The following is a 22,388-nucleotide window of genomic DNA, read 5'->3' on the forward strand; positions in this document are numbered from 1 at the left end:
ATCAAGCCACTGTCATTCGTCGATCCGCACCAAATGCCCCGGCGAGACTTCCCGGTAGCGTCGCTCGGGCGCAACGAAATCGAGGGGACGGATCGGCGTGCGCAGTTCGTTGATTGGCTGGTTTCGCCGCAGGTGCCTGCGGGACGGATCAGGCACGGTGACCGCTCCAATCAGCCTTTGTGTGTAGGTGTGTTGCGGCCGCTCAAGAATTTCCGCCCGCGGTCCTATTTCGACGATCTCGCCAAGATACATCACAGCAATGCGATGGCTTATCCGCTCGACCACGGCGATGTCGTGCGAGATGAACAGGAATGCGATGCCCATCTTGTCCTGAATATCCAGCAGCAGGTTCACCACTTGGGCTTTGACAGAGACATCCAGCGCCGAGACAGACTCGTCCGCGATGATCACCTTCGGATCCAGCATCAGCGCCCGGGCAATGCAAACGCGCTGGCGCTGCCCGCCCGAAAACTCATGCGGATAGCGCTCCAGCATCGATGGCGAGAGATCGACCTGCTCCATCAGCCTGGCGGCCTTGGCCCGAGCCTGATCCGCGCTTCCCAGCCCGTGTTCGCGGTACGGCTCCACCAGCGCGTCGCCGACCGTCATGCGCGGGTTCATGCTGGCGAGCGGATCCTGTGGAATCATCTGGATCTCGCAGCGCTTGCTGCGCATCGCTTCGGACGAAAGCTTGAACAGTTCGTCATTGCCAAGCCGCACGCTGCCGGTCGAGCTGCTATTCAACCGGATAATCGACTTGCCCGTGGTCGACTTGCCACAACCGGATTCGCCGACCAGCGACAGGGTTTCGCCCGCAAAAATCGAAAACGATACGTTTTCTACCGCATGCACGCGCGCAATGCGGCGATTGAGCATGCCGCCGCGGACATCGAAGCGCGTCACCAGGTTGCGTACATCCAGAAGCGGCTGGCTCATATCCGGCTGCCGCTCAAGAGGCATCGGTGGATTGATCACGCCCGTTTGCATGTCGACTTCCGCAAACCGCAAAGGGGCCGGCTCGCCTTTCATGCTGCCTAGCGTCGACACGCTCGCCAGAAGTGCACGTGTATAGATTTCACGCGGATTGGCGAACACCTCTGCTGTCAGCCCCTGCTCGACCGGATTGCCGCGATACATCACCACTGTCCGATCCGCCATTTCCGCCACCACTCCCATATCATGGGTGATGAACAGCATGGCCATGCCGTACTCGGCCTGCAGATCCTTCAGCAGATCGAGGATTTCTCCCTGTACGGTCACGTCCAGCGCTGTGGTCGGCTCGTCGGCAATCAGCAATTTCGGGCGCGACGCAAGAGCCATCGCAATCATGACGCGCTGGCGCATCCCGCCTGAAAAAGCATGCGGATAGTCGTCCATGCGTTGCGCTGCGTTCGGAATGCGAACTCGCTCAAGCAGGGCGATCGCCTCGTTGCGCGCCTCGGTCTTCGACAACCTGCGGTGCGAGGTCAGCGCCTCGATGATCTGGTCACCCACCCGATGGATCGGATGCAGACTGGTCATCGGTTCCTGGAAGATCATCGCGACCGTCTGGCCACGAATATCCCGGATCATCCCCGCCTCGTCGAGTTTGAGGATATCCTTTCCGTCCAGAATGATCTCGCCTTCCAGTCTGCTGGTCGCAGGATCGAGCAGCCGCATGATCGATAGCGACGTCACGCTCTTGCCCGAACCGGATTCCCCGACCAGCGCCACTGTTTCACCGGTGGCGATATCGAAGGACAGGTCCTTGACGACACGGTTCCACTTGCCCCGCGACCCCAGGAAAGAGACGTTCAGATTGCGGAGAGACAGCATTGCGCCCTTATTCTGCGCCGGCCCGCCGGCGTCTTCTTTCAAGGCCACGTTCATGCCCGCCTCATTCTCGGATCGATCAGGATACATACGAGATCGACCAGTGCATTGGCGACCACCACGAAGAAGGAGGCATAAAGCACCGTCGTCATGATCATCGGCAGGTCGAGCACCTTGAGCGCCTGATAGGTCAGGCGGCCGACGCCATTGATGCCGAACACCACCTCCGTCAGCACCGCCGCCCCCCCGACGAGCACACCGAAATCCATGCCGAACATGATGACGATGGGAATGATGGCGCTACGGGTCGCATGCTTCAAAAGTACTTTGCGGCCGCTCAGCCCCTTGGCGCGAGCGGTCCGGATGAAATCCTCATGATAGGTTTCGATAATGCCGGTCCTCAGCATCCGCCCGTAAAGGCCGATATAGAGGAAGGCCAGCGTCAGCCAGGGAAAGATCATCGATTTAAGCCACAAACCGGGATCTTCTGACAATGGCGTATAGCCAAGCGCCGGAACCCAGGAAAAGGCCCATGTATTGTGGAGCCGGCTCTGGGTCACCAGGTTCACCATTTCGCCGACCCAGAAGACGGGCATGGCGACGGCCATCATCGAAATGCCCATCAGGAGTTTGTCCGGCCACCGGTCCTTGAAGGCTGCCGCGAGGATACCTGTCAAGGTGCCTCCGAGCATCCAGAAGATTGCCGCGCCTGTAACCAGCGAGAGCGTCGCGGGCGCAGCTGCCACGACAGCGGGAATGATCTCCTGGCCGCGGTTCGCGAAGGAGGTAAGATCCTGCGTGACGAACAGCCGCTTCATCATCAGCCCGTATTGGACGTAGATCGGCCGGTCGAAACCGAAATCCTTGCGGACGGCCTCGACGGTTTCCTGCGCGGCGTTGCGGCCGGCGATGCGTGCGGCCGGATCCGAGCCCGGCGTGGCGAAAAAGATCAGGAAGGTGATGACGGAAAGCCCGAACATCACCACCACCATGCGCAACAAGCGTGAAACAATTGCAGCGAGCATATCTCAGCGTCCCCGTGCGGATTTGGGATCGAGAACGTCGCGCAGCACGTCACCCAGAAGGTTGAGCAGCAGGACCGTCGCCATGATTGCGATGCCCGGCGCCATGGAAACCACCGGGCGTGAATAAAGCAGGGATTGACCATCCTGCAGGATGGTGCCCCAGCTTGCGTTCGGCGGCTGTACGCCCACCGACAGGAAGGACAGCGAGCTTTCCGTAACGATGTTGAGCGCCATCAGCATTGGCGCAAAGACAATCAGCGTCGTGGAAACATTCGGCAGAATGTGCTTCCACAGGATGCGCGACGGACGGATGCCCAGTCCCCGCGCTGCCAGAATGAATTCGCTCTGGTTCAGGGCAAGCACCCGGCCCCGGATCGGTCGTGCGACATAAGGCACGTAGACAAGACCAATGATGAGGATCGGCACGATCAGGCTGCTCGACGATATCTCGAACGGGCCGATGGCAAGGCTTCGGCCAATCATCACAATGGAAAGCGAGATGGCCAGAAGATAGACAGGAAAGGCCCAGATGATATCGATGACATTGGAAAGCACGCCATCCACCAAGCCGCCCAGATAACCGGCGGCAATACCGACGACCGCTGCAACCAACAGGCACAGCACCGTCGAGGCGCCGGCGATCAACAGGGAATTGCGACCACCGTAGAACAGCCGCGCGGCGACGTCGCGCCCCTGCGCGTCCGCGCCAAGGAAATATTGTCCACCCCAGGTGGGACCGATCGGGGTGACGCCGAGGCCCAGTCCTTCCGTCGATTGCTGCATGACCGGAACGCGCTTGCCGTCCAGTTCGATTTTCGCCGAAAGACCGGAGCGGAAAGGATCCGCCTTGGACACATATTTGGCGTAGACCGGCGCCATCAGCGTGGCAATGACAATCAGCAGGAGAAGGCTTGCCGATATCACGGCGGTGGGGCTCGCCAGCAGCCCTTCGAGGACACGCCTCCAGGGCCCCCGACGTGACCATCCTTCATCCCCGGCCGAAACGGCCGGGGACAGAGCGGTCTGCTCGTTCGATGGGATCGTCATTTCCTTCACTGAACCCAGGAGTTCCCGACCAGCCAATGGAACTGGCTGGAGAACTGGTAGTTGCCCAGGCGCTTGGAGTTCAGATCGACATCCTTCGGCGTGAAGAGCGGAACGGCCGGAGCCAGCGCCATCATGTCGTGGTCGATCTTGCCCCATTCCTTGTTCGCCGCTTCCGGATCGGTTGCGGCCAGCGCCATCGCGGCCTTCATGCGATCATCAAGCGATTTGTCGCAAATGCCCGACATGTTGACCGAAGAATCCGAACCGGGCGTGAAGCTGTCACAACCGAACAGCACATTCAGGAAGTTCGAAGGCGCGGGATAATCCTGATACCACTGCGTCACCGAAATCTGCACTTTGTTGTTGGTGTTCTGGATATAGGTGAACTGGATATCGCCCGAGATGGATTGAACGGTGGCGTCGTATCCGAGATCGGAAAGTACCGTCTGCAGATAGGTGCCGACAGCGCGCGATGTTGCGGTGTCGTCGCTGACGACGGTCACCTTCTGGCCCTTGGTGCCGGATTCCTCGACCAGCGCATGCGCCTTGTCCATGTCCGGAGCGCTCCAATCCGTGCCGGGGTTTGCGGTGTAATCGCAATGGGGATCGTGGCCTGGCATATCTGGCGGCAGGATGGTGCAAACCGGCGACGCCAGGGCGGGTCCGCCGAACAGCGAAACGAGCGCATCGCGATCAACAGCATAGTTCAGTGCCTGACGCACCCGCACGTCGTTGAACGGCGCGAGATTGGTGTTCATGGGCGCATACCACCAGGCGTTCAGCGGCGAAACGCGCAGCAGGTCGGGATTGCTGACGCTCAGTTCCGCAAGACGGTCCGTCGGCACCGGCTCGTACATCCAGTCAGCCTGACCATTGAGGATGGCGTTAACAGCCGCTTCCTCGGTACCGCCGAAGGTATATTCGATACGGTCCGGATAGCCCTTGGGCTGGGCTTCCTTGCTCCATTCTTTGAAGTTTGGATTGCGAACCATGATGAGCGAGGCGTTGGGATCGTAGCTTTCGAACATGTAGGCGCCCGTGCCGGGGATCGGTGCGTTGCCGGCATCCTTTGCCACTGTGTCGGCGGGCATGATCGCCGCATGCGGCACCGCAAGCTTGTAGAGGAACTCCGCATCCGGCGCTACGAGATTAATCGTTACCGTATTGTTGGCGGCATCGCCAACAACGCCACCTTCGAGCGTGCAGGTTTCGGCTGCCGCGAGGCATTTGTCAGCGCCCACGATGCCGCTGTAGAAACTGCCTGAAGTCGGGCTACGCACCTTGAAGATACGCTGGAAGGACGCCACGACGTCGTCGACCGTCAGGTCCTTGCCATTCGAGAACTTGATACCCTTCCGCAGCTTGAAGGTGTAGCTCCGACCGTCGCTGGAAAGCGTCGGCATGTCCTCGGCCAGATCCGGTACAACCTCGGCGCTTTGCGGACCGGCAACCTTCTTGAAGGTCATCAAGCCGTCATGGGTGTAGAGATAAAGCTGCCAGTAGCGCGCCGTATAATTGATGTGCGGATCAAGCGTTCCCTCTGAGGACACGCCGAGCAGCTTCATTGTGCCGCCGTAGTGGGCGGCGTCGGCATCCTGCGCCTGCGCCGGCTGGAAAGCCACGCATAGCGCAAGCGCTGTCGCGCTGAGAAACACACGGCTGCGCGCAGCAAGACCGGTCAGCATTTGGGTTCTGTCCATATTGTTCTCCCTCTTGGGTTGCAAACTTATCAATACGTCTTTGTTCCATCCCCGACCGGAGGCCGGGAAAATTACGCCCTATTTCTTATCGCACTCCAGCAGGAAGTCGCCGACCAACTTCATGCAATCATCGAATTCCTCGACATGGGGCATGTGGCTGGAATTCGGAAAGATGTGCCAGCGCACGTCGGGGATGTGCTCCGCGAAAGGTCGCACCGTCGCTGGTGTCGCCTCGTCGTACGCACCGGAGATGAGCAGCGTGGGTACGTCGACCAGACGCAGCCGATCAATCGCGGTCCAATCCTTGAGAGTTCCGGTAATATGAAACTCGTTGGGACCGATCATCAGATTATAGACATGCGAGTCTTCATCCATCGCATTGTGCGTGCGCTGCACCGCCGCGGGTGCCGGATCAAGACGGCAAACATGTCGGAGGTTGAATACCTTGGTTGCTTCGACGTAATCGGGGTGTGTAGTGGAATTCGCAGCTTCGTGATGCGACAAAACTGCCTGGACATCGGCGGGCAAGGCAGCGCGCAAACGCCCGGTCTCCTCGATCCATAATGGCATCGAGGCGGGACTGTCGGCCAGGATCAGCGCCTTCAGCCCTTCAGGCCGACTGATGGCGAATTCCGCCCCCATCATTCCACCCCAGGACTGCCCCAGAAGATAATAGCGCTCACCGATACCAAGGTGGTCGATCAGGTTGCGCAGTTCGTCGAGGAACAGGTCGACTGTCCAGAACTCGGCCCCCTCTTCCGGCAGCCGTGTCGAGCGGCCATTTCCAATCTGGTCATAATGGATAACAGCGCGCCCGGCTTCGGACAGCGCCTTGAAACTGTCGACGTAGTCATGGGTGCAGCCCGGCCCACCATGGGCGACGATCAGAGGCGTGGCACCTGCGAGATCGCCCGTGACCCGGTACCACGTGCGGTAATCGCCAAATCGCGCAAGACCCTCAACGGCTCCCATCAGCATTCCCCACTTCACAATATTCAGAGACGGCCAAATGGCCAAGAAAATGGAGATTGCCGCACCATCTGGATGATGTCCTCCAGAGGAGAGAAGCGTTTCAAACCTCCTTCACGGAAGCGACTGCCGAACAATGCTAGGTTCACCTCGCCACGACTGTCGATACCCATGCGCGCACCCGGTTCCGATCGTGGATAATCGCTGGTTGCCCTGCCTATGCCAACCTCATGCCCCAGTCCGGGGAGCCAGATGAACAGTGGATCGATCGCAGCTTCAAGCTTAAAAAAACTAAAGAAATTCATTTGATGCATAAAATAGTCAACACACAGGAATTACAAGCGGCCAAGCCGGCGTGAGCAGAGTTTTCGGTATAAATTTTTGCGCTTGCCACGACATCGCCTGTCGTGACATCGGCTGCCGGGAAAGGCGAAAACGTCTTGTCGCGCTGCCTGCCGCATCCGACGCTCGGGCCTGCACTGTGGATTCGACACTCCGAGTCTGATGGCTTGAGGCGGGGAACGCCGCCCTCTTCACAAATTTCAATAGCGGCCAGGACATCCCCTTTCCAATGGCTATCGCCAAGTCTATGACGATGCCCAGCACGAACAACCACAAGGTACGGGAATGTCAATCTCAATCAATTTTCTCACCGGTTCCGACGCTGTCGCACCAGCTCAATCCCCTGTTATCGTGGTCTTGCGCCTGGATGGCGGTTTCGGAAAGCATGCGACGGCGCTCAATGAAAATACCGGCGGGATGCTCGACCGCGCATGCGCCAGCCCTCGCTGCAAGGGCGAATCGGGCGAGATCATCGATCTGCTGGCGCCTGTCGGTGTATCGGCCCGCCGCATCATCATTCTCGATCTGGGACCAAAGTCGAAGATCACGGCTCTTTCAGCCATGAAGGCTGGTGCCGAACTCGCCAAAAGACTGGAGGTCGAGGCCGAGACAGCGGCGACCCTATTGGCTGATCCGGTGTCCGATGCCGCACTTCCGTCCAGCGAGGTCATCGCCCGCCTGCTGTTGGGGATGCGGCTGCGCAATTACCGCTTCGCTCTCATGCCCAAGCAGGATACTTCACATGATATCGCCCTGACCCTCGTCGCCAACGACGGGGACAGGGCGGCCATCGACAGGCTTTCCGCCGTTGCCGAAGGTGTCAGCCTGGCCCGCACCCTCGTGAACTATCCCGCCAGTCACCTGCACCCCGACAATTTCGGCGACCATTTGGCCCCCCTTCGCGAGGCTGGAATCTCGGTTGAAGAATATTGCTCCCCTGATCTCGAACGACTCGGTATGGGCGCGATCCTGGCTGTCGGCAACGGCTCCGACCGAAAACCGCGCCTGTTTACGCTTGAGTACAAGGGCGAAGGCGCGAGCGGCAAGCCGCTGGCTCTGGTCGGCAAGGGCATGTGTTTCGATGCCGGCGGCTTGTGCATCAAGACTGGCCCGCAGATGTTCACCATGAAGGGAGACATGGGCGGCGCGGCGGCCGTGATCGGCACAATGCTTGCTCTTGCACGCCAGAAGACGCCTATCCATGTGGTGGGCGTGTTGGCCGTGGCCGAAAACATGCTGTCCGGCAGCTCCTACAAGCCGGGCGACATCGTCACGACCATGTCGGGCCGGACGGTGGAGGTGTACGACACCGACTGCGAAGGCAGAATGGTGCTGTCGGATGCGCTCCACTACACAGCGACCCGCTTCGATCCTTGCGCGATCGTCGATCTGGCCACGCTGACATATTCCGTGATGCGCGGTCTCGGCCATGCCTTCGCCGGTCTCTTTGCTACCCATGACGAGCTGGCGACAGCGCTTCTGGCAGCCGGTGAAAAGACCGGCGAGCGTTTCTGGCGCCTGCCGCTTGATCCGGCCTATGACGACGGTCTCCGCTCGCAAGTTGCTGATCTGCGCCAGCACTCGCACGATCTTGAGGATGGCGATGCGCTATTCGCCGCAGCCTTCCTGAAAAATTTCGCCGAGGGCCGTCCGTGGGTCCATCTCGACATCGCCGGCAAGGAACTGATCGGCGAGGATCGGCTGCTGGCGCGGTCGGGTGGCGCCGGCTTCGGCGTCCAGATTCTGGAGGAATGGATAACCAGCAACAGCGCAAGCCTTCAAAAGCTCAGCTGATCGGGCCAGCCACCAACCGAAACGCGGACGTTTAACCGGGCGATTCTGACTGAATCGTCCGGGATTTGCGATGGCGAAGGCTTGTGGCGTTGTCACGTAAACCTGCTGTCAGTGAGTGGTGTGTAGGGTGATCTCAGGTTAACTGGACCAAGTACACCATCGGCATGGTGTTTTGATCAGGCGGCAGTTGCGGTGACGGCTTTCCAATGTGCCATCGCTGTAATGCGATGCAGATGAATGGCGAGGGCTGAGTGTTTGGGGCGTGCGGGGACGAATAGATTCTGACCGCGGAGAAGACGCTGACGAAACGTTGCAGCGCGCGCGGCGAGGGGAACCGCTGCATCACTCGCTCTCGTTTCCGCAGAGGAAGATGAGAATTCTCGGCGCGGTTGTTCAGCCCCTTATGTGATCGATGCTCAACCGTGATCAATGATCTGACGCCGTGCGGCGCGGTAAGAGCGAAGTTTGTCGGTGACGATGCGCTTCGGCATGCATCCCTGTTTCTTCATCAGCCGGATCAGAAGGCGCTTCGCAGCCTTGGTGTTGCGGCGGGCCTGGACGATCTCGTCGAGAACGTAGCCGTCTTGATCAACGGCGCGCCAGAGCCAATGTTTCCGGCCACCGATCGTCACGACCACCTCGTCCAGATGCCAGATGTCGCTCGGGCTTGGCGGCTTCCGACGCAAGCGACCGGCATAGTCCGGACCGAATTTCTTCGCCCAGCAACGGATCGCCTCATAGGAAACAACAATGCCGCGATCCAGCAGCATCTCCTCCACCAAACGCAGGCTCAGTGGAAATCGGAAATACAGCCAGACCGCATGGGCGATCACAGCGGGTGGAAAACGATGGCGCTTGTAGCTGACAGGAGACCCGATCATGGCGTAGAGATAGCCGCAAATCTTTCAGCAGCAGTTAACCTGACATCGCCGTTTTGGCCAGAAAGCATTCGTGAGATCTTTCTGGCCTACACCGGGACCGGATCGGCACAGCTCGGAACGAAATCCGCTGGAAGTTTGCGTTTCTCGCCGAAACACAACAAGGCGTCATAAACCCTCGGCGCCTCGCAGCGCTCCGCTTGTGTCAGCGGCGTGTCGTTGCGGTTCAGCGTGACGTCGAAGCGGCTTTCGAGAAAGTGTTCGCCCCCATCCTGCCAACGCCGAGTCGCCAGGATGCGCGGTTTCAAGTCATTCGCCCATTCGCTGGCTCAGGCCGCCTTGTTCATCAGCGAGAGCACCTCGGACACGGTCTCGCCGAACGACGATGGCGTTGGCACGATCGTTACGCCGGCATTCTTCAGAATCTCAACCTTTTCCTGTGCCGACTCGCCAAAGGCGGAGATGATCGCTCCGGCATGGCCCATGCGCCGGCCTTTGGGCGCCGAAAGACCGGCGATGTAGGCGATCAGCGGCTTCTTCATATGGTCGCGTGCCCAGAGCGCGGCTTCCGCCTCCTGCGGGCCACCGATTTCGCCGATCATCAGCACCGCATCGGTGCCCGGGTCCTGTTCGAAAAGTTCGAGCATGTCCTTGAAAGACGAACCGTTGATCGGATCGCCGCCAATGCCGACCGAGGTCGAGACGCCGATGCCGTATGATTTCATCTGGCTGGCGGCCTCATAGCCGAGGGTTCCCGACCGACCGACAATGCCGATCCGGCCCGGCAGGTAGATCGAGTCCGGCATGATGCCCATCAGAGCTTCGCCGGGCGTGATCATGCCCGCGCAGTTCGGGCCGATCAGGGTCATGCGCTCCTCGAAGCGATAGCGCCGCATGTAACGCTTGACCCTGATCATGTCCTGGGAGGGGATGCCGTCAGTGATGCACACGCAGAGGCGGATGCCGGCATCCGCCGCCTCCATGATCGAATCGGCCGCGAAGGGTGGCGGCACGAAGACAATCGACGCTTCGGCGCCGGTCTCCTGTACGGCACCCTTGACGGTGTTGAACACCGGTAGTCCGAGATGGGTCCGGCCGCCTTTGCCTGGCGTCACACCGCCTACGACATTGGTGCCGTAGTGCCTCATCTCTTCGGCATGGAAGCTGCCGATCTTGCCGGTGAAACCCTGGACGATGATGCGCGTGTTCTTGTTGAGAAGAATGGACATATCGAAGGCTCCTCAGGCAGCTTGTTGTGTGGTGACCGAACGCCAGGCAGCGACGGCCTTGTCGGCAGCCTCGGCGAGTGTTTCGGCAATGATGATATCCTCGCCGGAATCGGCAAGGATGCGGCGGCCTTCCTCCATATTGGTGCCGGACAGCCGGACGACGAGCGGCACAGGCACGCCGACCTCGCGTAACGCCTTGATGATGCCCTCTGCCACCCAGTCGCAGCGATTGATGCCGGCGAAGATATTGACCAGGATCGTCTCGACGTTCTTGTCGCTCAACACGGCGCGGAAAGATTTCGCGACGCGTTCGGGCGAGGCCCCACCGCCGATATCGAGAAAATTCGCCGGTTCACCGCCGGCGATCTTGATCATATCCATGGTCGCCATTGCCAACCCCGCACCGTTGATGATGCAGCCGATGCGGCCATCGAGCCCGACGTAGGAAAGGCCGCGATCGGATGCGAAGGTTTCACGCGGGTCTTCCTGGCTCTTGTCGCGCATTTCAGAAATATGCGGTCGGCGGAAGAGAGCGTTTTCGTCGAAGCTCATCTTGGCGTCGAGCGCCACGAGTCCGCCTTGACGGGTAACGGCCAGCGGATTGATCTCGAGCATCGAGGCGTCGTATTCGACGAAGGCGCGATAGCACCCAAGCAGCGTCTGGGTCGCTCGACCGATCAGCGCGTTATCGATACCGAGACCAAAGGCGATCTCGCGGGCCTGGAAATCCTGCATTCCGACGCCGGGATCGACCGTGGCGCGAATGATCGAGTCCGGCTCTGCCGCCGCGATCTCCTCGATCTCCATGCCGCCCGACGACGAGGCGACGATCATGATGCGTTCGGATTTGCGGTCGAGAACGAAGCCGAGATAAATCTCGCGCTCGATATCCATGGCTTCCTCAATATAGAGGCGGCTGACCAGTTTTCCCTGCGGCCCGGTCTGGTGGGTAATGAGCTTGCGGCCGAGCATACGCTCGGAGGCTTCGACGATCTGCTGGTCGGAGGTGCAAATCGCAATGCCGCCCGCCTTGCCCCGCGCGCCGGAATGGATCTGTGCCTTGACCACCCAGCGGTCGCCACCGATCTCGCTTGCGCGATAGGCCGCCTGTTCCGGGCTATAGGCAAGTCCGCCGCGCGGAATGTGGATCTGGTAGCGTGCGAGCAGTTCTTTGGTCTGGTATTCGTGTATGTCCATGGTCGGGCTCCTGTCGTTCAGCGGCCGCCTGTGGCGATGGCGTCATGTGTTGCAAGCACGTTGCGTGCCATGCGTTCGGAAGCTGCGTCGATCATCTTACCGTCGAGCGAGGCGGCACCCCTGCCCTGGCTTTCCGCGACCTTCAGCGCGTCGATGATACGGCGGGCGCGATCGACTTCCTTCTCGGGCGGCGAGAAGATCTCGTTGGCGAGCGCGATCTGGCTCGGATGGATGGCCCACTTGCCCTCGATGCCGAGTGCGGCGGCACGGCGGGCGGCAGCCCTGTAACCATCCGGATCGGAGAAGTCGCCAAACGGCCCGTCGATGGCGCGCAGGCCATAGGCGCGGCAGGCGACCGTCATGCGCGACAGGCCGAAATGCCATTGGTCGCCGGGATAGTCCGGGTTGAGCCCGCCGATATTGACGGTGCGCGCCTTGAGGCTCGCGGCATAGTCGGCGACGCCGAAATGCATGGCTTCCAGCCGGCCACCGAACGACGCGATGGCTTCAACATTGGCCATGCCGAGCGCGGTCTCGATCAGTGCCTCGAGGCCGACGTGGGTTTTGTAGCCCTTGGCGATCTCGATCTGGTTGACCATGGCCTCAACCATGTAGAGGTCGGCCGGCACGCCGACCTTCGGCACCAAGAGCGTGTCGATCCGGTCACCGGCCTGTTCCATGAGGTCAACGACGTCGCGATACATGTAGTGGGTATCGAGACCGTTGATGCGCACCGAAATCGTCTTGCCGCGGGCGCGCCAGTCGATCTGGTTCAGCGCAGCGACGATGTTGGCACGGGCACGCTCCTTGTCCGGCGGTGCTACGGCATCCTCGATATCGAGAAAGATATAGTCAGCATCCGAATTGGCGGCTTTCTCGATCATGTCCGGGTTGGAGCCCGGAACGGCGAGTTCGCTGCGCTGCAGCCGGAGCCGGCGGAGATGGTTGATTGTATGGCTCATATATTCCTCCCCATTCAGTCTTTTCAGGCGGCCCTGGCGGTCGTTGCGGTGGCGGCAGCGCGGAACTGGTTGATCGCAGCCCCCACGCCCGAGCCCGCTTCGATCTTCACGCCGCAGTCAAGCAGCGTGAGCTCGGCGGCCCCGAGCGCGCCGAGAACCATCCCCTCGTTCAGCGAACCGAGATGGCCGATGCGGAACACCTTGCCGGCCACCTTGCTCAGCCCGCTGCCGAGCGAGGTATTGTAGGCGCGGTAGGCGTGCTGGATGACTTCGACGCCATCGATACCCTCAGGCAGGCGGATCGCGGACACGGTGTCGGAGTGCCACTTCGGTTCGGTCGCGCAGAGTTTCAGGCCCCAGGCGGTGACCGCCGCGCGGACGCCGTTCGCGAGATGATGGTGACGGGCGAAGATGTTCTCGAGTCCTTCCTCGAAGATCAGCTCCAGCGAGGCACGCAGGCCGCGCAGCAACTGCGTCGGCGGCGTATAGGGGAAATAGCCTATGTCGTTGGTCTTGATCATGTCCTCGAAAGAGAAGTAGCAACGAATGTGACGCCCGGTCTTGGAAGCCTCCAGCGCCTTCTGGCTCACCGAGAGGAAGCCCAGGCCCGCGGGAAGCATGAAGCCCTTCTGCGAACCGGAGACGGCGCAATCGACGCCCCATTCGTCCTGGCGGAAATCGATCGAGCCGATCGAGGAAACGCCATCGACGAAGAGCAGCGCCGGATGGCCGGCAGCATCGAGCGCCCGGCGAACGGCCGCCACGTCGGAGGTCACCCCCGTCGCCGTCTCGTTCTGCGTTACGAAGACAGCCTTGATCCGATGCGCCTTGTCGGCGGCCAGCTTTTCGGCATAAAGCTCCACCGGCACACCGGTGCCCCATTCCATGTCGAGGCAATCGACCTTAAATCCGAGGCGCTCGGCCATATCGACCCAGAGATGCGAGAACTGCCCGAAGCGGCTCATCAGCACGTTATCGCCGGGCGACAGCACGTTGGTCATCGCAGCTTCCCAGGCGCCTGTGCCGGACGACGGGTAGATGAAAACACGACCGGTCTCGTTCTTGAATACCTTCTTCAGATCGGCAAAGAGCGGCAGGGTGAGTTCAGGAAAACGCGCCGAGCGCATATCCTCCATCGATAGGTTCATCGCCTGGCGAACCTCTTCAGGAATGTTGGTGGGGCCGGGAATGAAAAGATGGACGTAGCCTGACATGGTTCCTCCGAATGCTTTGTCCGTTTCCGGACCTTTTCCTCGGAAGCCAAGCTGCCTTTCGGGCCATCTTCGCACAACACTCGATCAGGCAGAAAAGCGATGCCGGATGGGTAGGATCAAAAGGTCGCAGCGGGTGGGAAAAACTGGCGGCGGCTAGGATCGACCTACCCGAACGGGCGGCTCGTCAGTCCTGCTTGCGCCGCCGCTCCCTGGTGTAGAGCGCGACAGCCATGGCACGGTTCCGTACCTCGAGCTTGTCGTAAAGATTCTTGAGGTGGTATTTCACAGTGTTTTCGGAAATACCGGTGCGCACGGCGACCTGGGTGTTGCTCCAGCCGTCGGCAAGCATGCCCAGAAGCTCGGTTTCGCGGGACGTGAGCTGCGAGAAGGGTGTGCACGAGATTTTGGAGAGCACTGTGTAGGGAATGCAGATGCGGCCCTTCATGACAGCCGTCAGCGTCGCGAACAGGATTTCCGGATCCTCGAACTGGTAGCACAGACCGTTGACGCCGAGCCGGATGGTTTCGGCAACGATCGCCGGATCGGGGGTATCCGCAAACAGGACGATCTTCGGATCCAGACCTATCCGAGCGAGGTCGCCGAGCACATCTGGTGCCTCGGCGTCGACGAGCTGCCAGCTTAGCAAAACGCAATCGACTTCCAGTTGCGGCAGCTTTTCGCACAACTCGGTCGATGAACGAGCCGTTTCAACGACCGAGAACTTAGCATTTTCGAGGAAAAGACCACGTAGCGCCGCCACGACCAGAGGATTGCGTTCGGCGATCAGAACGCGGCCGCCGGCATCTTGCGGTGTAGGTGTCGCCATGCGCCTTGTCCTCGTTGACGCTAATCGTCCCGACACTGCGGGTAGCAAACACTAACACTGCGATTTCCATTCATTCATCAGTAAACGACGCAACGTCAACCGGGAAACGACGTATTTTGCTCAAAACAGTCGTGAAAGTGACGGACAAGCGCGCATGTCGGATGAATTTCAACCCGGAAACCGGTTTGCGGGCCGCCCATGCGGTCGTACTGTTGTTGCATGCTCAGTCCGGCCGCTTCCCGTTTTTCCCGGAAGCTCCCGGTTTCGAGCAAACGCTCTTCGCATCGAGACGAAGATCGTGGCCGACCCTAGCAACGACCATTTCGTCCAGATGCCATTTGTCGGCAAAACTTCCCCTGGATCGACGTCGGATGGCACGGGCAGATTCCCGGCCGAACTTGGCAGCCCATTCCGCGACTGTCTGGAACGAAACTTCAATGCCGCGCTCAGCCAGCAGATCTTCAACATGACGCAGGCTCAGCGGAGAGCGAAAATAGAGCCACACCGCATGCGCTATGATCTCGGCGGGAAAACGATGACGCTTGTAACGGGGCGTCGTGACATCGGTCGGCGGGTTCGGGCTCATGCCCATAAATACCGCCGCAAATGTTAAGGCGACGCTACCGCTAAATGCTGCAGGGAGTCGCGATGGAACCTGCCAAACAACTAGGAGATTGAAAGGTTCCATCACGATGTCTGTCAAATTTCATAGATGCTAATATGGAAGCAGACCCAACTGTGAGGAGTGTACCATGAAGCGCTTTGTATTCGCAGCAATCGCCTTTGCATCTGTCTTTTCGGCAACCGCAAAAGCGGAGGCATGGACCCGCGGGTGGCACGGATATCATGAGGCTAAGTACGGGTGGTATCGCGGGCCGGGCGTCGTAATCGGTCCCGGATTCGGAAATGTCGCAGTGACCGACGACGGGTATTACGGAGGTACAAATTACACCTATTGCGAAATAGCCCGCGTCCAGCACCGCGATCGCCACGGGCGTGTGTACATCCGGCGACAGGAAATCTGCGAGTAGCAGGAAAGAATTAGGGCCGCCTGGGCGACGATCTGGATGGATTGCCGACAAAACATTCGGGACCATGAAAGGGTAGGAATGAACAGAAGCGTTCATCGGACGTTCAATTAGCTTACGCTAACTTTTGCCAGCTCTACACTTTCGTCCGAGGAAAGCAAAATGAAGAAGCTTCTAATCTCCGCTGTGGCGGCAACAGTCGCCGCCCTTTCGTTCACCGCCGACGCACAGGCTCGCAACACAGGATTTAAATGGCATCGTGGCCATGGCCATGGGTGGCATCACGGTCACGGCCATGGCGGCTACTGGGGTCCTGGCTGGGGCTGGGGTTGGGGGCCTACAGTGGTAATCGGTGGTGGGTACTATGGCGGCGACTGTTACATAAAGAAGGTGCGCCGATATGATGCCAACGGCAACCCGTATGTTAAGCGTGTTCGCCGCTGCCAATAGTGGAACGCAAAAAACCGCCGGAATTGCTCCTGCTTGCCGGCGCGTATGGCACGTATTCGGTGTTTGCTGGCGCCTATTTCGACCTGCAGGAGCGCCGGAATTTCGACGGCACGGTGCACCTGATCTTCCAGCCGGCAGAAGAAAATTTTGGCGGTGCGAAAATCATGGTGGAGGAAGGGCTATTCGAAAAATTCCCCTGCGACGCGGTGTTCGCCCTCCACAACAATCCCGGCCTCCCCTTCGGCCAGTTCGCCGTGCGTGAAGGTCCGCTGATGGCGGCAGTGGATGAGGCGCACACCACCATAACCGGTCGCGGTGGCCACGGCGCGGCACCGCACGAAACGGCGGACCCGATCGTTGCAGGGGCATCGATCATCATGGCGCTTCAGACAATAGTCTCGCGCAACATGGATCCGCTCGACCCGACCGTTGTGACGGTCGGCTCGTTCCATGCAGGTACGGCAAGCAAACTGATCCCGGCGCGGGCCGAAATTGTCCTCGGCATCCGCTCTTTCAGCCGGGCGGCACGCGAAGAGCTGGAGCGGCGGATCCGCCTCATTGCCGAGCGGCAGGCTGAAAGCTACAGCATGACCGCGAGGGTCGACTACCTGCCCAGCTATGATGCAACGATCAACCACAAGGCGGAGACGGATTTCGTGCGCGATGTAGCGACGCGTTTTGCAGGGCAGAAAACGTGGTGGATCTCGAACGGCCCTATATGGGTAGCGAGGACTTCGCCTATATGCTGAAGGAGCGGCCGGGCAGCTATTTCATGCTTGGCGGGCGGACGGGTGAAACCGACATGCCGTTTCACCATCCTGGCTATAACTTCAACGACGACCTGTCCGATCCTATGTGCCGCAAAGCGGGAGATCATGCCCGGCGTCGAGCATCGTTCGCATAAGGGCTTGAACAATCGGGAGGAGAATTCCCATCAACCCGTTCGGCGACGGGAGAGGATCATGAAGCGTTTCAAGTCACCGCGACACCTTCAGCGCTTTGTCTCCATCCACGACCTAATGGCCAACCTCTTTCACATTCCCCGCCACGACATTCCATCTGAACACCATCGCGAACTGCGAGCCGCTGCCATGGAAACTTGGCGGGGCAAATCACACGCCTTCACACAGCCTGAACCAAAGCCTTGCCACCAATCTTGCCTTCGGAGCGCTAAGTTTACAGTGCCCAAGCGATTGTTACCGGAACCGGCGGAGACGGCCGCCGGCTGGCTCCGCGGCGGATTGAGTGAAATCAATCTTCCGGCCCTCCAGCCAGGCTCGTCCATCATGCCCGGCAAGATCAACCCTGTCGTACCCGAGGTCGTCAACCAGGTCGCTTTCCAGATCATCGGCTACGATCTCACCATCACGCTTGCCTCGGAGGCCGGGCAATTGCAGCTCAACGTGATGGAACCTGTCATGGCATACAACGCCTTGCATTCGATCGCGCTGCTGACCAATGCGGTGAACACGCTGCGCAGCAAATGCGTCGAGGGCATCACCGCAAATCCCGAGAGTTGCCTGAAGCATCTGGAGGCGAGCACGGCCGTAGCAACCGCGCTGTCTCCGGCGATCGGCTACGAACGTGCTTCGGCACTCGCAAAGCAAGTGCTCGCCGGTGGAAGAACGATCCGCGAGGCGCTTGCCGAACAGACCGACCTGCCGGCAGAGCTGATCTCGCAAGCCCTCGACGTGCGCATGCTGGTCCGCGCGGCGCAACCGAAAGCGGCCTCGTAAACCCGCTATCCGGCGTGGCGCGACAGACACGCTGACCGGCTTCATACCAAAGGTGCTGGAAATGATTTGTGGGAGATGCCTGCACGGCATCTCCCACCGAAGCGCAGCGCTACTTCATGACATCCTGCCAGACGCGCAATACGAGCTCCTGCGCGGCTGGTGAACATGCCGGCTGAAACACGACCGGCACGGTCGGAAAGAGTTCCGGCGCGTTTTCCTTGTTGTATTTTACCTTGCTCGCGTCCAGCTCGAACGGAGACGAGTGCGAGTAGTAGTTATACTGGATGGTGGCGTTTTCCGGTTCCGACATGAAGTTGATGAATGCCTTGGCATTCTCGATATTTGCCGAACCCTTGGGGATGACGAACGAATCCATCCAGCCGATCACGCCCTCTTTCGGAAAGGCATATTCTATCGGCGCTTTTTCGTTGAGGCGCGCCTTGAGTGTGTCGCCATCCCACCACGAATGCGCCCCGACTTCGCCACCCGAAATGCGGTTGCCGATATCATCCGTGGTATAAATCTTCACATCCGGTTTTTGTGCGATCAGGAGATCCCGGACCTTCTTCATCTCCACCATGTCCTCGGTGCACAGGGGAACGCCAATATAGATCGATGCCTGAGAAATGACTTCGTCGGGAGAATTGCTGTCGGCGATATTGCCCTTGAGATCGGTCGGTTCGAAAAACACCTTCCAACTGTCCACCGGTCCAGTGTAGACATTGCGGTTCACGACGAAACTGGTCGTGCCATAGGCTGCGGGTATCGAGTAGTCGTTGTTCGGATCCCACCACTGCCTGGTCCACTTTTCCTGCACTTGCTTGAAAGCGGGAAGTTCCGAGGCTTTGAAATTTTCGAGCAGGCCGGCTTCAATCATGATCTTCACGAAGTGCTGCGACGGCGTTACCAGATCATAGGCGCTGCTACCGGTCTGAAGCTTGGTCAGTGCATCCTCGTTCGACGTGAAGCTGTCGAAATTGACCTTGGTTCCGGTCTGCTTCTCGTATTTTTCGATAAGCTCGGGGGATATCGATTCGGCCCAGGCGAAGATATTGAGGACACCTTCTGCGTTTGCAGCCGACGCCATTGCGATGAGGCTGATGGTAGCCGCGAACACCGTTTTCGTTTTCATTCTGCTCTCCCTCCCATTTGTTGTGACTATCCGAAGAGTACCGTCCCGCCTCGCAAGCCCGAAATTATATTTTCCAATGCATGCGAAAGGTTTTTCAAATGCAGAGAATGAGATCGATTGCCTCAGATCATCGTAAAGCAACGGCGAAGAAATTCCGGCTTTCAGGCAAGGAAAAAAATGTCGCGATGCTGATGAGAATCAGCATTCCACCAGCGTATCAGAGATGTAAAACGTCACCGCCGCCGAACAGATGGGAGTTCTGTCATTGATTGACCATGTCAATGGCAGCGTTCATCTACGCCTGAGAAGAATGACGATGGCGGCGAAAGACAGTGAAGCAAGAATGACGAGCGCCGAGATCGCGTTCAGTTCCGGGCTCGTGCCATTGCGGATGAGAGAAAAGATATAGACTGGCAAAGTGGTCGATCCACCGCCATTCAACATCATCGACGTGATGAAATCATCCATCGACATCAGAAAAGCCAGCATCGCGCCCGCGAAGACACCCGGTGAGATTGTCGGCAAGGTCACGCGCCAGAAGGTCTTCCACGGCGTCGCGTAGAGGTCTTGTCCGGCCTCTTCCAGTTCCTCCGACATGCCCTGCATCCGCGCCCGAATGGGAAGAAATGCAAACGGTGTGCAAAATGTCGTATGTGCGATGATCAGCTTCAGCATTCCGTTTTCGATCCCGAGGCGGGAGAAAAGAATGAGCATGGCGACCGCAAGGACGACCTCCGGCAGGAAAAGGGGCAGATTGATCAGTGTCGTGGAAAGATTGCGATATCGCACGCGCCGTCCGCGCACCAGGATCAGCGCCGCCATCAAGGCGATGACGGTTGCCAGAACGGCCGAGGCGATCCCGACCTTGAACGACGTCAGCACCGCATCGAGCAGCGACTTGTTCTGCAGCGCGCTCGCATACCAGCGCAGCGAGAACCCGCCCCACATCGATGAAAATCTGCTGTCGTTGAACGAATGCACGACGAGTATGATGATGGGCACATAGAGATAGAGGAAGAAAAGCCCCAGGAACAATCCGAAGCCAGGATAGCGCTTTACATCCCCGTATCTCATGCCTGCTCCTGCCTCGCATTTGTGCCCATCTGGCTCTTGATCATGAGCACGATCATGATGAGCGCCAGAAGCACGATGGCGACGGCGGCGCCGAAGGGCCAGTTCCGGTCGATGCCGAACTGGTTCATGATGAGGTTACCCATCATCATCTTCTTGCCGCCACCAAGCAGCATCGGCTCCAGCATCGCGCCAAGGCCGGGCACGAAGACGAGAATGAAGCCGGCCGCCATGCCGGGCCATGTCAATGGAATAATGACCCGCCAGAGCGTACGCGCTCTGCCCGCATACAGGTCGTGCGATGCTTCGATCATGGAGTGATCGAGTTTCTCCACCGCGGCATAGACCGGCAGGATCATCAGCGGCGCATAGCTGTAGACCATGCCGACAAGCATCGCGCCGTTCGTATAGAGAAAACCCTCCGAGCCGAACCTGATGCCGACCGAATTCAACGTCGTTTCCAGCACGCCGTTTTTCGACAGGATGAGAACCCAGGAATAGATCCGCACGATCATCGACGTCCAGAACGGCAATGTGACCAGATAAATCAGTATGGTCTTGTTCCGCTCCGACTGGAGCGCGAGCGTATAGGCGACAGGAAAACTTATGATCAGGCAGATGGTCGATGTAGCGAGGGCCAGCGCGATGCTGCGCCCGACAATGATCATGTATTGAGGATTATATTCGAGTTCGTCCGTCCATCCCTGCGAGAACAGCAGGCGCTGGAACGAGTCGACCGAGAATTTGAATTCGAAGCCGCCATAGTCGCCCTTCGTCGAAAAGGCGACGGCGATGACGATACCCAACGGAATGATCACCGTGAGTATCATCAGAATCTGCGCCGGCAACAGGCCCCAGAAGGCAAATCCGTATCGCTTCATCCGAGCCTCACGATCCAAGAATCCGGGCCTTGGCCAGGTCGATTCCGACGCGCACCAGATCGCCGACCGCCATGTCGGGACGTTGCCCGTTTTCGAGCCAGCGAGATGCAGCGATTGTTGTGCCGTCGATATCGATCACGTACTGGCTGTAGGTGCCGAGGTATTTTCGTGCCACCACGCGCCCCTCGACAATGCCGCCGCGCGCCTCGACGCCCAGACCGATATGCTCGGGGCGGATTGACAGCACCGCAGGCTGGCCGGACCGGCAACCCTGCTGCGCAGCATCGATCTCGGTGCCGAAAGCAGTACGTGCTCTCGCCTTGTCACCCGTTACATCCAGCACGGCCACGTCGAGGAAATTCGTATCGCCGATGAAATCCGCCACGAACCGATTTGCCGGCTCCTCGTAGATCGCGGCGGGACTGCCGATCTGCTGCACCTCGCCCTGCCCCAGAACACAGATCCGGTCTGACATGTCCAGCGCTTCCTGCTGGTCGTGGGTCACGAAAATGAACGTGATTCCCGCCTGGCGCTGCAATTGCTGCAACTCGTCGCGCATGGCCTGACGGAGCTTCAGGTCGAGTGCTGACAAGGGTTCGTCAAGCAGCAACACTTCCGGCTCGGGAGCCAGTGCCCGCGCCAGCGCAATTCTCTGGCGCTGACCGCCCGAGAGTTCGGAAGGCTTTCGATGGGCGAAGTGCTCCATATGCACCATTTCGAGCATGCGCGCGACCCGGGCCTGCCGGCGATCTTTCTCCCAACCCAGGTTCTCCAGTCCAAACGCGATGTTCTGGGCCAGCGTCATGTGAGGGAAAAGCGCGTAAGACTGGAAGACCGTATTCACCCGGCGTCGATGCGGCGGCAGCGTCTTGATATCCTTGCCATGGATCAGGATCTCGCCTTCGCTCGGCGTCGCAAAACCCGCCAGCATGCGCAGCAAAGTGGTCTTGCCGCAGCCCGAGGGACCAAGAAGCGTCATGAACTCGTTGTCGTAGATATCGAAAGAGACGGTCTTCAGTGCCTGATACTGGCCGAAGCTCTTGGATACGCCACGGATCTCGACGCACTTCTTCCGCGACCGATCGGGCATTTTCG

The 22,388-nt window shown here is 59.3% G+C and carries 19 protein-coding genes and 4 pseudogenes; 5 read left to right on the forward strand and 18 right to left on the reverse strand.

Annotation, left to right across the window (positions count from 1 at the left end):
- Positions 1-12 precede the first annotated feature (12 nt).
- From JJB09_RS20005 to JJB09_RS20030, 6 genes are all read right to left on the reverse strand, one after another.
- A complete protein-coding gene (locus tag JJB09_RS20005; RefSeq protein WP_246748808.1) occupies positions 13-1,869 on the reverse strand; it encodes an ABC transporter ATP-binding protein in 1,857 nt (618 codons plus the stop codon).
- Positions 1,866-2,837, reverse strand: coding sequence for an ABC transporter permease (locus JJB09_RS20010; RefSeq protein ID WP_201662448.1), 972 nt, complete (start codon positions 2,835-2,837; stop codon positions 1,866-1,868). The genes JJB09_RS20005 and JJB09_RS20010 overlap by 4 nt, the downstream gene beginning before the upstream one ends.
- A 3-nt stretch (positions 2,838-2,840) precedes the next feature.
- Positions 2,841-3,884 carry an ABC transporter permease gene (locus JJB09_RS20015; protein ID WP_201662450.1) on the reverse strand — a complete coding sequence of 348 codons (1,044 nt, stop codon included), beginning with the start codon at positions 3,882-3,884 and terminating at the stop codon, positions 2,841-2,843.
- 5 nt (positions 3,885-3,889) lie between these two features.
- On the reverse strand, positions 3,890-5,584 hold the full coding sequence (locus JJB09_RS20020) for an ABC transporter substrate-binding protein (protein ID WP_246748809.1): 1,695 nt from the start codon (positions 5,582-5,584) through the stop codon (positions 3,890-3,892).
- 78 nt (positions 5,585-5,662) lie between these two features.
- Entirely contained in the window at positions 5,663-6,556 is an 894-nt protein-coding gene (locus JJB09_RS20025) for a proline iminopeptidase-family hydrolase (RefSeq protein ID WP_201662453.1), read from the reverse strand.
- 23 nt (positions 6,557-6,579) lie between these two features.
- Entirely contained in the window at positions 6,580-6,867 is a 288-nt protein-coding gene (locus JJB09_RS20030; protein WP_201662456.1) for a hypothetical protein, read from the reverse strand.
- Positions 6,868-7,180: 313 nt separating this feature from the next.
- Here JJB09_RS20030 and JJB09_RS20035 point away from each other — a divergent pair, with 313 nt between their 5' ends.
- Entirely contained in the window at positions 7,181-8,689 is a 1,509-nt protein-coding gene (locus JJB09_RS20035; protein WP_201662459.1) for a leucyl aminopeptidase family protein, read from the forward strand.
- 176 nt (positions 8,690-8,865) lie between these two features.
- Here the strand turns inward: JJB09_RS20035 and JJB09_RS20040 are convergent.
- The 8 genes and pseudogenes from JJB09_RS20040 to JJB09_RS20075 all read right to left on the reverse strand — a co-directional run.
- Positions 8,866-9,570 (reverse strand): annotated as a pseudogene (locus tag JJB09_RS20040) (IS6 family transposase).
- 86 nt (positions 9,571-9,656) lie between these two features.
- The gene (locus tag JJB09_RS20045) at positions 9,657-9,875 is read right to left on the reverse strand and encodes a hypothetical protein (RefSeq protein ID WP_201662462.1); all 219 of its coding nucleotides are present in this window, start codon (positions 9,873-9,875) and stop codon (positions 9,657-9,659) included.
- Between the two features lie 21 nt (positions 9,876-9,896).
- Positions 9,897-10,796 carry a succinate--CoA ligase subunit alpha gene (gene sucD / locus JJB09_RS20050; protein ID WP_201662465.1) on the reverse strand — a complete coding sequence of 300 codons (900 nt, stop codon included), beginning with the start codon at positions 10,794-10,796 and terminating at the stop codon, positions 9,897-9,899.
- Between the two features lie 12 nt (positions 10,797-10,808).
- Entirely contained in the window at positions 10,809-11,993 is a 1,185-nt protein-coding gene (locus JJB09_RS20055) for a malate--CoA ligase subunit beta (RefSeq protein WP_201662468.1), read from the reverse strand.
- 17 nt (positions 11,994-12,010) lie between these two features.
- The gene (locus JJB09_RS20060; RefSeq protein ID WP_201662471.1) at positions 12,011-12,955 is read right to left on the reverse strand and encodes an HpcH/HpaI aldolase/citrate lyase family protein; all 945 of its coding nucleotides are present in this window, start codon (positions 12,953-12,955) and stop codon (positions 12,011-12,013) included.
- A gap of 23 nt (positions 12,956-12,978) precedes the next feature.
- On the reverse strand, positions 12,979-14,169 hold the full coding sequence (locus tag JJB09_RS20065; protein WP_201662474.1) for an aminotransferase class V-fold PLP-dependent enzyme: 1,191 nt from the start codon (positions 14,167-14,169) through the stop codon (positions 12,979-12,981).
- Positions 14,170-14,353: 184 nt separating this feature from the next.
- Positions 14,354-14,995 carry a response regulator transcription factor gene (locus JJB09_RS20070; protein WP_201662477.1) on the reverse strand — a complete coding sequence of 214 codons (642 nt, stop codon included), beginning with the start codon at positions 14,993-14,995 and terminating at the stop codon, positions 14,354-14,356.
- Between the two features lie 301 nt (positions 14,996-15,296).
- Positions 15,297-15,581, reverse strand: a pseudogene (locus JJB09_RS20075) (IS6 family transposase); the annotation flags it as partial.
- 604 nt (positions 15,582-16,185) lie between these two features.
- On the opposite strand from JJB09_RS20075, the gene JJB09_RS20080 reads away from it, so the two are divergent.
- From JJB09_RS20080 to JJB09_RS20090, 4 genes and pseudogenes are all read left to right on the forward strand, one after another.
- Positions 16,186-16,473: a sulfur globule protein precursor gene (locus tag JJB09_RS20080; protein WP_201662480.1), complete on the forward strand. Its 288-nt coding sequence runs from the start codon at positions 16,186-16,188 to the stop codon at positions 16,471-16,473.
- A 68-nt stretch (positions 16,474-16,541) separates the two neighbouring features.
- A pseudogene (locus tag JJB09_RS20085) lies at positions 16,542-17,377 on the forward strand (amidohydrolase); the annotation flags it as partial.
- Positions 17,331-17,608 (forward strand): annotated as a pseudogene (locus JJB09_RS26730) (DDE-type integrase/transposase/recombinase); the annotation flags it as partial. The pseudogenes JJB09_RS20085 and JJB09_RS26730, both read left to right, overlap by 47 nt.
- Before the next feature lie 46 nt (positions 17,609-17,654).
- A complete protein-coding gene (locus JJB09_RS20090; protein WP_343229060.1) occupies positions 17,655-18,209 on the forward strand; it encodes a lyase family protein in 555 nt (184 codons plus the stop codon).
- Positions 18,210-18,318: 109 nt separating this feature from the next.
- Here JJB09_RS20090 and JJB09_RS20095 read toward each other — a convergent pair whose 3' ends face one another.
- The 4 genes from JJB09_RS20095 to JJB09_RS20110 all read right to left on the reverse strand — a co-directional run bounded on the left by JJB09_RS20095 (position 18,319) and on the right by JJB09_RS20110 (position 22,383).
- Entirely contained in the window at positions 18,319-19,341 is a 1,023-nt protein-coding gene (locus JJB09_RS20095) for an extracellular solute-binding protein (RefSeq protein ID WP_201662482.1), read from the reverse strand.
- A gap of 291 nt (positions 19,342-19,632) precedes the next feature.
- Positions 19,633-20,415, reverse strand: a complete 783-nt coding sequence (locus JJB09_RS20100; RefSeq protein ID WP_201662484.1) for an ABC transporter permease — start codon at positions 20,413-20,415, stop codon at positions 19,633-19,635.
- The gene (locus JJB09_RS20105) at positions 20,412-21,293 is read right to left on the reverse strand and encodes an ABC transporter permease (RefSeq protein ID WP_201662486.1); all 882 of its coding nucleotides are present in this window, start codon (positions 21,291-21,293) and stop codon (positions 20,412-20,414) included. Before JJB09_RS20105 ends, JJB09_RS20100 begins: the two co-directional genes overlap by 4 nt.
- A 7-nt stretch (positions 21,294-21,300) precedes the next feature.
- Positions 21,301-22,383, reverse strand: a complete 1,083-nt coding sequence (locus tag JJB09_RS20110) for an ABC transporter ATP-binding protein (RefSeq protein ID WP_201662610.1) — start codon at positions 22,381-22,383, stop codon at positions 21,301-21,303.
- Between the last annotated feature and the right edge of the window lie 5 nt (positions 22,384-22,388).

Origin of the sequence: Phytoamicus setariae, assembly GCF_016722925.1 — a bacterium.
Classification (GTDB): Bacteria; Pseudomonadota; Alphaproteobacteria; order Rhizobiales; family Rhizobiaceae; genus Rhizobium_E; species Rhizobium_E setariae.

What these genes read in the sequence shown, in the direction of transcription:
- JJB09_RS20005 (WP_246748808.1), bottom strand. Translation starts at nt 1,869, where the DNA reads ATGAACGTGGCCTTGAAAGAAGACGCCGGCGGGCCGGCGCAGAATAAG.
- JJB09_RS20010 (WP_201662448.1), bottom strand. Translation starts at nt 2,837, where the DNA reads ATGCTCGCTGCAATTGTTTCACGCTTGTTGCGCATGGTGGTGGTGATG.
- JJB09_RS20015 (WP_201662450.1), bottom strand. Translation starts at nt 3,884, where the DNA reads ATGACGATCCCATCGAACGAGCAGACCGCTCTGTCCCCGGCCGTTTCG.
- JJB09_RS20020 (WP_246748809.1), bottom strand. Translation starts at nt 5,584, where the DNA reads ATGGACAGAACCCAAATGCTGACCGGTCTTGCTGCGCGCAGCCGTGTG.
- JJB09_RS20025 (WP_201662453.1), bottom strand. Translation starts at nt 6,556, where the DNA reads ATGGGAGCCGTTGAGGGTCTTGCGCGATTTGGCGATTACCGCACGTGG.
- JJB09_RS20030 (WP_201662456.1), bottom strand. Translation starts at nt 6,867, where the DNA reads ATGCATCAAATGAATTTCTTTAGTTTTTTTAAGCTTGAAGCTGCGATC.
- JJB09_RS20035 (WP_201662459.1), top strand. Translation starts at nt 7,181, where the DNA reads ATGTCAATCTCAATCAATTTTCTCACCGGTTCCGACGCTGTCGCACCA.
- sucD (WP_201662465.1), bottom strand. Translation starts at nt 10,796, where the DNA reads ATGTCCATTCTTCTCAACAAGAACACGCGCATCATCGTCCAGGGTTTC.
- JJB09_RS20055 (WP_201662468.1), bottom strand. Translation starts at nt 11,993, where the DNA reads ATGGACATACACGAATACCAGACCAAAGAACTGCTCGCACGCTACCAG.
- JJB09_RS20060 (WP_201662471.1), bottom strand. Translation starts at nt 12,955, where the DNA reads ATGAGCCATACAATCAACCATCTCCGCCGGCTCCGGCTGCAGCGCAGC.
- JJB09_RS20065 (WP_201662474.1), bottom strand. Translation starts at nt 14,169, where the DNA reads ATGTCAGGCTACGTCCATCTTTTCATTCCCGGCCCCACCAACATTCCT.
- JJB09_RS20070 (WP_201662477.1), bottom strand. Translation starts at nt 14,995, where the DNA reads ATGGCGACACCTACACCGCAAGATGCCGGCGGCCGCGTTCTGATCGCC.
- JJB09_RS20080 (WP_201662480.1), top strand. Translation starts at nt 16,186, where the DNA reads ATGAAGAAGCTTCTAATCTCCGCTGTGGCGGCAACAGTCGCCGCCCTT.
- JJB09_RS20095 (WP_201662482.1), bottom strand. Translation starts at nt 19,341, where the DNA reads ATGAAAACGAAAACGGTGTTCGCGGCTACCATCAGCCTCATCGCAATG.
- JJB09_RS20100 (WP_201662484.1), bottom strand. Translation starts at nt 20,415, where the DNA reads ATGAGATACGGGGATGTAAAGCGCTATCCTGGCTTCGGATTGTTCCTG.
- JJB09_RS20105 (WP_201662486.1), bottom strand. Translation starts at nt 21,293, where the DNA reads ATGAAGCGATACGGATTTGCCTTCTGGGGCCTGTTGCCGGCGCAGATT.
- JJB09_RS20110 (WP_201662610.1), bottom strand. Translation starts at nt 22,383, where the DNA reads ATGCCCGATCGGTCGCGGAAGAAGTGCGTCGAGATCCGTGGCGTATCC.